The sequence below is a fragment of the Scytonema sp. HK-05 genome (genome assembly GCF_963872035.1).
Classification (GTDB): domain Bacteria; phylum Cyanobacteriota; class Cyanobacteriia; order Cyanobacteriales; family Nostocaceae; genus Kalymmatonema.
Genome location: NZ_CAWMYC010000051.1, coordinates 1 through 10,146, shown reverse-complemented (window position 1 = coordinate 10,146; position 10,146 = coordinate 1). Strand labels below are relative to the sequence as shown.

The 10,146-nt window shown below is 40.4% G+C and carries 11 protein-coding genes and 1 pseudogene; 6 read left to right on the top strand and 6 right to left on the bottom strand.

Annotated elements, in window-relative coordinates; all coding sequences use genetic code 11:
* Positions 1-183 precede the first annotated feature (183 nt).
* Positions 184-1,584 (top strand): IS4 family transposase, encoded by a 1,401-nt coding sequence (locus AACT52_RS08485; RefSeq protein WP_073636520.1) that lies wholly within the window; start codon positions 184-186, stop codon positions 1,582-1,584.
* 408 nt (positions 1,585-1,992) lie between these two features.
* Here AACT52_RS08485 and AACT52_RS08480 read toward each other — a convergent pair whose 3' ends face one another.
* From AACT52_RS08480 to AACT52_RS08460, 5 genes are all read right to left on the bottom strand, one after another.
* Entirely contained in the window at positions 1,993-2,988 is a 996-nt protein-coding gene (locus AACT52_RS08480) for an RNA polymerase sigma factor, RpoD/SigA family (RefSeq protein ID WP_073636519.1), read from the bottom strand.
* A gap of 202 nt (positions 2,989-3,190) precedes the next feature.
* The gene (lepB, locus tag AACT52_RS08475) at positions 3,191-3,775 is read right to left on the bottom strand and encodes a signal peptidase I (RefSeq protein ID WP_443216701.1); all 585 of its coding nucleotides are present in this window, start codon (positions 3,773-3,775) and stop codon (positions 3,191-3,193) included.
* Positions 3,776-3,820: 45 nt separating this feature from the next.
* Positions 3,821-4,324, bottom strand: coding sequence for a DUF3172 domain-containing protein (locus AACT52_RS08470; protein ID WP_073636521.1), 504 nt, complete (start codon positions 4,322-4,324; stop codon positions 3,821-3,823).
* Between the two features lie 79 nt (positions 4,325-4,403).
* Positions 4,404-5,693: an HhoA/HhoB/HtrA family serine endopeptidase gene (locus AACT52_RS08465; RefSeq protein WP_073636517.1), complete on the bottom strand. Its 1,290-nt coding sequence runs from the start codon at positions 5,691-5,693 to the stop codon at positions 4,404-4,406.
* Between the two features lie 262 nt (positions 5,694-5,955).
* Positions 5,956-6,156 carry a fluoride efflux transporter FluC gene (locus AACT52_RS08460; protein WP_337251829.1) on the bottom strand — a complete coding sequence of 67 codons (201 nt, stop codon included), beginning with the start codon at positions 6,154-6,156 and terminating at the stop codon, positions 5,956-5,958.
* Between the two features lie 230 nt (positions 6,157-6,386).
* Here AACT52_RS08460 and AACT52_RS08455 point away from each other — a divergent pair, with 230 nt between their 5' ends.
* The 5 genes and pseudogenes from AACT52_RS08455 to AACT52_RS08440 all read left to right on the top strand — a co-directional run bounded on the left by AACT52_RS08455 (position 6,387) and on the right by AACT52_RS08440 (position 8,645).
* The gene (locus AACT52_RS08455; protein ID WP_073636516.1) at positions 6,387-6,602 is read left to right on the top strand and encodes a hypothetical protein; all 216 of its coding nucleotides are present in this window, start codon (positions 6,387-6,389) and stop codon (positions 6,600-6,602) included.
* 421 nt (positions 6,603-7,023) lie between these two features.
* Positions 7,024-7,812, top strand: coding sequence for a PrsW family intramembrane metalloprotease (locus AACT52_RS08450; protein ID WP_073636515.1), 789 nt, complete (start codon positions 7,024-7,026; stop codon positions 7,810-7,812).
* A 51-nt stretch (positions 7,813-7,863) separates the two neighbouring features.
* Positions 7,864-7,953, top strand: a pseudogene (locus tag AACT52_RS41300) (IS5-like element ISMra2 family transposase); the annotation flags it as partial.
* Between the two features lie 124 nt (positions 7,954-8,077).
* Positions 8,078-8,419: an IS4/Tn5 family transposase DNA-binding protein gene (locus AACT52_RS08445; RefSeq protein ID WP_143173018.1), complete on the top strand. Its 342-nt coding sequence runs from the start codon at positions 8,078-8,080 to the stop codon at positions 8,417-8,419.
* A gap of 55 nt (positions 8,420-8,474) precedes the next feature.
* Positions 8,475-8,645, top strand: coding sequence for a hypothetical protein (locus AACT52_RS08440; RefSeq protein WP_158055026.1), 171 nt, complete (start codon positions 8,475-8,477; stop codon positions 8,643-8,645).
* A gap of 27 nt (positions 8,646-8,672) precedes the next feature.
* Here the strand turns inward: AACT52_RS08440 and AACT52_RS08435 are convergent, their stop codons facing one another.
* A complete protein-coding gene (locus AACT52_RS08435; RefSeq protein ID WP_073636513.1) occupies positions 8,673-9,926 on the bottom strand; it encodes an RNA-guided endonuclease InsQ/TnpB family protein in 1,254 nt (417 codons plus the stop codon).
* Positions 9,927-10,146: the final 220 nt, after the last annotated feature.

The following is a 10,146-nucleotide window of genomic DNA, read 5'->3' as shown; positions in this document are numbered from 1 at the left end:
AAGCTGGTTCTTTCAAGCCCACACTATACACTCCGTGTTAGTGTGGGTAGTTGACTAGTTCTTCTATCAGGTTTATAGCCCAATACGGTTCAGTTAAAGGTTGATCCTCCCTAGCCCTCCTTAAAAAGGCTTGTCATTACCAACATCTTTTAAAGTGAGGTAAGGGTGTAATAGAGTCAGAGTATGAAGTTGAAAAATTTCACAGACCTGAATGCTTGGGCAGTTGAGCAATGGGGCGATAGCGAATTAGGGGATAGTCGTCGTACAGATAGAGCGATCGCTGTGGGAGCAGCAATTGCGGCTAACCCTGAAGCAAGTCTGCCAAATATCATGTCAGGTTGGAATGAAGTCAGAGCAGCTTACAGACTATTTGCAGAACAAGAGGTGACTCACAGTGAGTTGATTAAGCCACACACAGCAGCAACAAAAGCGATCGCCAAAAATAGTTCTGGCTCAGTCGTGCTATTTATCCAAGATACCTCAGAACTAGATTACACATCGGCAAGGAACATTAAGGGGTTAGGGCATATAGGCGATGGCAAAGGGCGAGGAATAATGCTGCACAATTGCTTGGCAGTAGTACCAGTCCCAGGAAACCCAGAGATATTAGGACTGGCAGGACAAATACCTTGGGTACGTGGTAGTGATACTCAAAACCGAAAAATCGAGAACATTTCACAGGAATTACTCAGAACCGAGAGTGAGGGTGAAATTTGGTCGCAGATGGTCGAATCAATTGGAGAAGCTCCACAGATAGATTCAATGTGGGTGAGTGTTGGAGACAGAGGCAGCGATATTTTTTCATATATCCGACGTGTGAGTGCACTACACTGGCACTGCTTGCTGCGAGTAACTCAAAATCGTGTTATTACCAAACCGGATGGCACAAAAGGATACCTCAAAGCTTTTGCTCGTGACTTGGAACCAATGTCAACCAAGACGATTGTGCTACGTGGCCGCAACGGCGAACCTAAACGTTGTGTGGATTTACAAGTTGCTTGGTCAGCCGTGACAATTCAACCACCTGCAACGGGTAGTGAAAGAAAACAACAGCCAATTGATGGTTGGTGTATACGTGTTTGGGAAGAATCATCAGGTGATTTGGAATGGATTTTGTTTACAAGTGTACCTGTAACAGATGACAACTCTGCTTTGATCCAAATCGACTGGTACACTTGCCGTTGGCTGATTGAAGAATATCATAAATGCCTGAAAACAGGTTGTGCAATCGAAAAACGCCAATTGGAGTCAGCCAATGGTTTAGTCACGTTGCTTGGTTTTTTTGCAGTTGTTGCAGTGAGATTGTTACAGTTACGCGAACTTAGTCGTAGTAATCCCTTATTGCCTGCTCAAAATTTTGTACCCCCCATGATCCTAAATATTCTGGTTGCTCGTCTTGGTTTGCTCTCAAATGATTTAACTTTAGGTGATTTTTGGAAGTGTGTTGCTCGTTTGGGTGGTTTTCTCGGCCGTAAAAGTGATGGGCTTCCTGGTTGGCAAACTCTATGGCGCGGATGGTGTCGTTTAATGGATATGTGCTGGGCTATCAATTTTTCAACCCAATCTTTGGAAAAATGTTGGTAATGACAAGGCCTTAAAAAGGAGGGAACTAAGCCCCCTTTTTAAGGGGGTTGGGGGATCTTAAATACCACTAACTGAACTGTATTGGTTTATAGCCTCAGAACCTCCAATCCCGTGCATTAGTTGGATGCCTAAGCCAGGAAGTCGCCCCCCTGACTCGGCTACAAAATCGTGCATGAATCGTTAGATTCATATCAAGTCCGGTTAATTAGCTATTATTAAACGATCTGTGCAAAAACCGGAAAACCCGCTCCCCGGCTCTTGAGCCCCCCCTGCTCCCCTACTGCCTTAATGATAAGTCTTTATGTTCCGTTTAAGTGCTTATCTCAGGGAACGACGAGGAAATTGATCGCGCCCAACAGATTCTAAAACTTTTCAGACATCCTTTTAGAACCCAATTTGGTATCAACATCAACTAGCTAAATAACTGCTTATCTTATCCTTATTACGACGTAAGATCTTGAGAGCTTGTATCTCTATTTGTCGTACTCGTTCTTGACTAATATTCATACGCCGACCAATTTGTGCTAAAGAAAGTTCATGCCCATCTGTAAAACCAAAGCGTAAGGATATCACTTCCTTCTGTTGCGGGGACAGATTTGAAAATAAGTTTTGAAGGTCTTGGCGGAGAGATTTTTCAACAACGTAGTTGAAAGGAGAACCAGCTTGATCCTCTAGGATTTCTTGCAATTCCGTTTCTCGTTCTGGTCCTACTCTTAACTCTAAAGAGATAGGTCTACGAGAAAAAACCATAAATTCACGAATTTGACTAGGCTGTAGAGAAAGGGCTTCAGCAATTTCTGTCGTTGTGGGAACGCGACCTAACTTTTGAGATAATTCTCGCTGAATGCGCTTCATTTTGTTCAACTTCTCTATAACATGAATAGGTAATCGGATTGTGCGTCCTTGTTGAGCGATCGCCCGTGTTATTCCTTGACGAATCCACCAGTAAACATAGGTAGAAAGCTTGTATCCTCTGGTGGAGTCAAATTTCTCTACCCCTCGTTCTAGCCCTAAAGTCCCTTCTTGAATCAAGTCCAGCAACTCCATATTGCGTCTTTGATATTTCTTGGCTACTGCTACCACAAGTCGGAGATTAGCCTGAATCATCTTTTGCTTAGCTTTTTGTCCTTGATGAAGCATATCAACTAGTTCTTCTGAGCCAAGGTTCATCTCATCAGCCCAATCTTGCACTGTTGGTTCATGTTCTAATTCAACAGCTAGTTTTTCCTTAACAGCCAACAAGTTCATCATCTGCTGAACTTGTATAGATAAAGAGATTTCTTGCTCTTTAGTCAGCAGAGGCACACGTCCAATGTCTTGAAGATAAGAACGTATAATATCATTAGTGCGAACTTCTTTACTGTTGTTATCTACTTTTGGAGATAATTTTTTTGAGCCAATCATAGTTATACTTTCCTTAACAAAGGTTATTCTTTATGACAGTTTTGTCATAGTCACATTTGTATGGTTGTGGATGAGTAACTTCCAATAAGTAACCACAAACAAACGCCCCACCAAAAACGAGAAAACCAACTAATATGAAATCGATTCCTAAAAATATCATGAGCATAAGCAAAACTTAATTTAAGGTATTGGCTATTTTTCTTCACTTTAAAACATAAACAGGTCTTTGTATTTCTCTAATTCTGTTTAAAGGCCAGAAAAAGAAAATTGCCCGACCAATGATTTTATTACGGGGAACAAAGCCCCAATAGTGACTGTCAAAGCTATCATTCCGATTGTCTCCAAGAACCAGATAAGAATTTGCAGGGACAATCACCGGACCCCAGTTATAATCTGGTTTAGCTTCAATATAGTTTTCTTTTATGGGTAAACTATTAATGTAAACTTGTCCATTCTTCACCTCAACCTTATCCCCAGGTAAGCCAATAACACGTTTAATAAAAGCGTCATGAAAATTATCTTGTTGTAGCGTTTTTGTCGGATTAAAGACAACGATTTCACCTCGTTGAGGAGAAGTAAAATCATAGCTAATTTTATCTATAATTAAACGATCACCTGGTTGAATAGTTGGCTCCATAGAACCAGAAGGTACATAACGTGCTTCAGCAACAAAGGTACGAATACCTAACGCTATAATTACACTTAAACTTATCGTTTTGATAGTGTCAATCCAAATATTTTCTGATTGAAGTTGCTTTGATTTATGCTCGTGAAGTGTAGACATAATATTCAGACCTAAAAACAAGAAAACATATATAATATTGACAATATATTACTGCGTTTTCGTAGCAGGACTAGCTTGAGGAGCAAAGAGGTTTCCAGCAGCATCATTTGGATAGACGCAAGAAATCTGTGGCGAATTTTCTAATTTACCTGTGTAGGCAAAAGTATTCAAGTTGTTCTTACAAGTGCTGACTTGTTGGGATGTCACTAGGTTTTTTTGTTGCAGAATTGACCAATCACTTGTACGCAAAACACAACCTGGTTGCATACGCGGTTGGGAGACATAGACCCTAAAGGGATTTAGGGTAACAAAGATACGAGCATCTGTGACAATGGCGCTTGCTCCATACTGCACGCAGACATCAGCATCTGGAGCAGAACTGTCAATATAGGTGCTGCTAGCGACATTGTCTGGACTAGAATTGGCAACAGTACTTACGCTAACCCCAATCAAAATTCCTACTACTACAGCGACTCCAATAATTGCTACTATCATTGTGTTAAAACGGAAAGATAACGATTTATTGGCAGATTGTTGAGTTCGATGTGGCATAACTAACACTTGTGATAGAGTTATCTTGTATTTGGTACATCTGCTTGTAATACACCTTTAGCTTTTACTTCTACTATCTCTAGTCTTGACTATCATTTGTTGTAGGTAATACTCCTGCTTGGAGACTCATATTAATAGTTTTTCCTTGCCTATGAATTTGCAATTGCAAATTACTACCTATGGAAGTACTATTTACAATTTGTTGCAACTCATTCGAGTTATCGACAGCTTCGTTATTTGCCTTCTCAATCACATCACCAGCACGAAGTCCCCCACGAGCCGCAGGTGAAGAAGGTATAACTTTGACAACTAAGACACCTTGAGACTCATTGACATTAATTGGAGAGTTGGGGTCGCTGTTAAGTTCTTGTTTCACCTCTGGTGTCAACGTTAACATTTGAATACCCAAATAAGGATGCTCGACTTTACCTGTAGCGATGATTTGATTAGCAATTGTCTTGGCTGTATTAATAGGAATTGCAAAACCTAAACCTTGGGTATCTTTGATAATTGCAGTATTCATCCCGATAACTTGACCATCCGTGTTTAATAATGGACCGCCAGAATTACCAGGATTAATTGCTGCATCAGTTTGGATGTAATTGACTCGCTCATCTTGCATTCCCACCTGAGAACTAGAACGACCTGTAGCACTGACAATACCTTGGGTGACAGTATTATCTAAACCAAGAGGATTACCGATCGCAATGACCCATTGTCCTGGTTGGAGTTGTTCTGAATTACCCAACGATGCTGTTGGCAAATTATTAGCTGAAATTTTCACAACAGCAACATCTGTTACTGGGTCACTACCCATAACTTTACCCTTAAAAGTACGTCCATCTTTGAGAGTAACTGTAACCGTTTTAACTCCATGTACCACATGAGCATTAGTTATAATCTCACCATTAGAATTAATAATGAAGCCCGAACCAATTCCATGAACGGTTTCGTTGGATGGCACTTTGGGAAATTCGGAACCGAAGAATTGCTGAAATAATGGGTCGTTAAAAACACTAGCCTGAGGATTTTTTACCGTTTGAGTGGAATCAATTCTCACGACAGCAGGTCCTGTCTGATTCACTACAGTGGTGATAAAGTTCAAATTATCAGATGTAGCTGGATTAGTAGATGGTTGAGTTGCTTTTGCTCCTTGCGCGGAAAGAAATGGTTGAGGTAGCAACGAATTATTTGATAGTGGGCGCATAGCGATCGCTGCGATACCTGCGCCCACTAGCATACATCCTAAATAGGTAAGTGGTTTTTTCCAATTTGGATTATGCACCTTATCAGGTTGTGGATTTGAGTTTAAATTAAAGTTATCGATTTCCTGAGAACCATTTTGGGAATCATAGTTTAAATTATTCATAGCCTTCAATTCTTTTGTGCTTTTAGTTTGACTGTAAAAAGAAAAAGTTAAGAACTTGGGAAGATTTGTGTGGTATTTGCAAGGAAGCTTTATTTCTCATCAAGAGATATTAGTTGAGGATGTGTTGCTAAGACTTGTTGTCGGAGTTTGGGAAGTTGTCGAGCAAAAAGCATTCCTCCCAGAATGCAAACGCTACTGTGAAGCACCAATAAGACTAATGAAGCTACCTTTAAATAAATTGCCAAACGGCAGAATCACCGCGTCATGATAATTTCCTTGCTAAAAAGCTTCCTAGTTCTACACAAACAACACCTAACGCTACGCTAGTCATCCAGTAAAATAGCGCTATTCCATAATTCGCCGTTTGTAGAAGAGTCGTAGTATCCAGAGAGTAAGTTGAGAAAGTTGTGTATGAACCTAAAAACCCGACTGGAATCAGTAAACGTAAGTCCGCACTGGTCATGGGTCTTTTCTAAAGTCAAAGTCACGAAAAAACCCATGACCAGTGCTGTTGTAAGGTTGGTGGAGAAGATACCGTAAGGGAAACCAGTTCCAAACCATTGGGCTGATAATATAGTGAGGTAGTAACGACTCAATGCCCCTGGAATTGCTCCTAAACTGATTGCAATAGGAACACGAATTGCTGGGTTGACAGCAATTAACAAATCGAATACTTTGTCAAATCTAGTAAAAATGAAGTTTAACATAACACCTAACATTAGACTTACCATTCTCAAAAACGCTATTTTTGTAGGGTGCATTGCGATCGCTTCAGTCTCAAAAGCTAATTCTACCGTTGTAGGCAATGTCACCTTACGTTTATTGCAAGTAGTGCAAGATGTGAATAGAGACAAATTGCAACTGTTATCAGTGTTAACTATTTCTCAAGTTATGACCATCTCAGATTGACAACTTAAGCAGCAAAATAACATGGCAATTTACTGCTTGCATAAAATAATACTTTCACCAAAAAAGAACGATAGGTACAGAACTCAGAGATCAGAATATGAAACGCGTTTTCTCGTTATGAGTCAAGAGTTCTGGTTTTTGAGTATTGGTATGGCTGCCCCCGAATTTAAATGCGAGAGAAAAAGAAAATTTTTCCATTCTCAAATCCCCCGGATTCCATCCGTGGGGATATTCGCGCGCTGCGGTTCTGCGTTCTGCATTCTTCTTAAGGTTGAGTTTTTAGCCCATTTTCTGCTAAATTGCAGCTTTTCTAGGCTATCTTGCCTTTACCTAACGATAGATTTAATCTCATAATAACGATGTCATCAATAGTCTTATAAATTATTGAGGCTACATTAGCGCTAACAAAGGCAATTTATATATGGGTTTTATCAGACGCACATGGTTTCAGATATTTATCAGTGGGCTCCTTCTGCTGTATGTTGTTGAGAAAGCTGTTATTACAACTAATAACCCCAACTTCATACCTAGTGTCATCTTGCTAGGTTCATTTCTTGTACCTGTATCTTTTATAACATATTTATATGGAAATTTACCCAATTGGGAATACTCGTTACCCCCAATGGCAATTTGTTTTCTTTGGGGTGGAGTTGTAGGCACAGTTGTTGCAGGAAACCTAGAGTACGATGTAGTCAAAGCGTTAGGTTTCTTGCCCATGCTTGGTGTTGGACTGATTGAAGAAAGCGCTAAGTTAATTTTTCCTTTAGCATACTACTTACAGGGACGTCACCGCTCTTTGGCAACCGGAATACTCCTTGGTACTGCTTCCGGTATGGGTTTTGCTGCACTTGAGACAATGGGTTACAGTTTTGTCTCTCTTCTGGAATCAAAGGGAAATTTAGTTGTTCTTGACGAAGTTTTGCTTGCTCGTGGATTGCTCTCTCCAGCCGGACACGCAGCTTGGACGGGGCTTGTTTGTGCTGTGTTGTGGAGAGAACGAGCCAAAACAGGACATACAGTATTTAACTGGCAAGTGGTAAAGGCTTTTTTGACAGCAGTATTACTCCACGCCTTGTGGGATATATTTAACAGCACAAGGAAAGCTACGTTTCTTGAATTTATTATCCTAGAGTTATTAAGTCTACTTGTCGCGTATACAAGTATAAGTTTGCTCAACAAGCGAGTGCGTGAAGCACAGTTACCCGCATAAAATATAGGAGTCGGGAGTCGGGATTTGAACTCTCAGTCGTAGAGGTTAAAACCGCTACATTCACATCAGAAGCTGCGAACAGGTAAGCCAAATCAAGACCACCGACAGGTTGTTAATAGCATCCTATGGATACTAAGGACTGCTGACTTTTCACGGGATGTGGAAAAGGGAGATTGGTTCGCGAAGATTTTTCGCGAACCAATCTCCAATATGATCTTTAGATTTGCTGATATTGTCGTCACAAGTGTGAGTGATATGAGTGAAAATGAAAATATTAGAGAACAACCCGTATTGTAAATGTGATTTTGGAGACAAACGATTAACCCAAAGAGCAGTATCGATTGCGGATGCTATTGGTGTAAAATATGGTCAACCATTGTCAAAAATATTTAAAAGTGCCAGTGACCTCAAACGCAGTTACGAATTTTTTACTAATCCTAAAACAATATTTGAAAAGTTGACTCAACCGTGTTTTAAACAAACAGCGCTTCAAATCAATGGCATACCAGTTGTGCTAGCGGTAGGGGATACGAGTTTTCTTGATTACAAAAAAATATTAGAGAAGCGTGAGATTATGGTCCTACTGGAAACGGTGGAAACGGACTAATTCTACACACATCGTTAGCATTAGACTCAGATTTCGGTCAGCCATTAGGGCTACTATGGTCAAAGCTATAGCATCGAGAAAAAAGCCAAAAACACCTATATCTGAAGAACCTGAACACAAAAAGCAGCGAATAAAACAAAAGCGTAAAGCTCAAAGAAAAAAGACATTTGAACAAAAAGAGCTTTACCGATGGATGGAAGCATTTGACAGATTTTATTCAAGCTAACCCAGACCCCAGGGAAGTGACATACTCCTACACTGACTGAGTACAGTACAGTGTAGGCTTCTCAGCGACTCCCGGTATCCCGTCGGACATTAACTGAGCTTTAAGAACGCGATGCCCCAGCGCTCTATTTTTTATATTTATCGCTGCATTGTGGTCACGGTCTAGCGAACAACCACACTGGCAAGAATGCCAACGTTCATGTAGTTTCTTGGGAACTTTCACGGCACAACTAGAGCAATCTTGTGAGGTACCGGAAGCATTCACAGCTATTACCAACAACCCAGCATTTATGCGCCAAAGGCGCACGCTTCGCGAACGGCTTTGGTGGCTAGAATTGACAAGAAGCGGGTGCCCTCCGGCATCATGCACAGATTTTGCTAGACGGGATTTTGAAAGTCCTTTAACGTTGAGGTCTTCATGAGCAACAACATCGTATTTTGACAGCAATTGTTTTGCAGTTTTAAAATGAAAATCTTTCCGTTTATCGGCAACTTTTTTATGTTGCTTGCCCAACTGTTTTACTGCTTTACGTCTACGATTACTATCCTTTTTACGACGAGATACCCGTTTTTGAATAACTCGCAAACGTTTTTGAGACTTGCGGTAGTGTTGAGGAATTGCAACAGGTTCACCATCAGAAGTTGTTAAAAACTCCTTCAGACCAAGGTCAATCCCTGTTATTGAGTCAGGATTAATATCGTGCTTGACACTAGGGACTGTCGGGTCTTCGAGACTGAGGGTTACATAGTATCCGTCAGCTTTTTTAGTAACTGAGACTGTCTTTATCTTAAACCCATTAGGCATGGGACGATGCAAAATAACTTTAATATTTCCCAGTTTCGGAAGATTTATTAAACTACCTTGAATGCAATCATCCTTCATCTGTGGATAAGTAAAAGTCCGGTAACGGTCACGAGACTTAAAACGAGGTCTACCGCTTCTCCTCCCGTTGCTATCTCCACTTAAAAAACGGTCAAATGTTACCTTAACTCGCTTGACCACATCCTGTAAAACTTGTGAATGAATATCACCGTAATGAGGATGAGTTTTCTTTAAAATAGGTAGCGTTTTCTTTTGTGAATAATAATCTGGGTTATCTCTTAGTTCAGGTAAATGACAAACAAGAGGACAAGCGTTAATTGAACAACGATTTTGCTCATGCCAGTTGAATCTGTCAGCTAAGAAATAATTATATTGAGCGCAAAGCATAGACAACCATCTATCTATACTTGCTACTTGTTGTTTCGTTGGTCGTAGTTTGTATTGGTACGCAGTCCTCATTTTTTTATCACCTCCTTGTTATCTGCTAGTATAACATTAATGGGTATTATGTGGGTACAAAAAATGAAAATAGAATGGTTTAAAATGCGGATGAGTGAACGCAGATTAAATAAGTTGCGGTTATACGCTGCAATGAAAGATACGACAATGACTCACGTTATTGAACCCACATTCCGCACCCCTAACTGTCACAGAGGGAAATTACGGAGAGAAAAAATCT

Excerpts from the sequence above, each read along its gene's own strand:
- AACT52_RS08485 (WP_073636520.1), top strand. The coding sequence starts at position 184 with ATGAAGTTGAAAAATTTCACAGACCTGAATGCTTGGGCAGTTGAGCAA.
- AACT52_RS08480 (WP_073636519.1), bottom strand. The coding sequence starts at position 2,988 with ATGATTGGCTCAAAAAAATTATCTCCAAAAGTAGATAACAACAGTAAA.
- AACT52_RS08470 (WP_073636521.1), bottom strand. The coding sequence starts at position 4,324 with ATGCCACATCGAACTCAACAATCTGCCAATAAATCGTTATCTTTCCGT.
- AACT52_RS08465 (WP_073636517.1), bottom strand. The coding sequence starts at position 5,693 with ATGAATAATTTAAACTATGATTCCCAAAATGGTTCTCAGGAAATCGAT.
- AACT52_RS08460 (WP_337251829.1), bottom strand. The coding sequence starts at position 6,156 with ATGACCAGTGCGGACTTACGTTTACTGATTCCAGTCGGGTTTTTAGGT.
- AACT52_RS08455 (WP_073636516.1), top strand. The coding sequence starts at position 6,387 with ATGAAGTTTAACATAACACCTAACATTAGACTTACCATTCTCAAAAAC.
- AACT52_RS08450 (WP_073636515.1), top strand. The coding sequence starts at position 7,024 with ATGGGTTTTATCAGACGCACATGGTTTCAGATATTTATCAGTGGGCTC.
- AACT52_RS08445 (WP_143173018.1), top strand. The coding sequence starts at position 8,078 with ATGAAAATATTAGAGAACAACCCGTATTGTAAATGTGATTTTGGAGAC.
- AACT52_RS08440 (WP_158055026.1), top strand. The coding sequence starts at position 8,475 with ATGGTCAAAGCTATAGCATCGAGAAAAAAGCCAAAAACACCTATATCT.
- AACT52_RS08435 (WP_073636513.1), bottom strand. The coding sequence starts at position 9,926 with ATGAGGACTGCGTACCAATACAAACTACGACCAACGAAACAACAAGTA.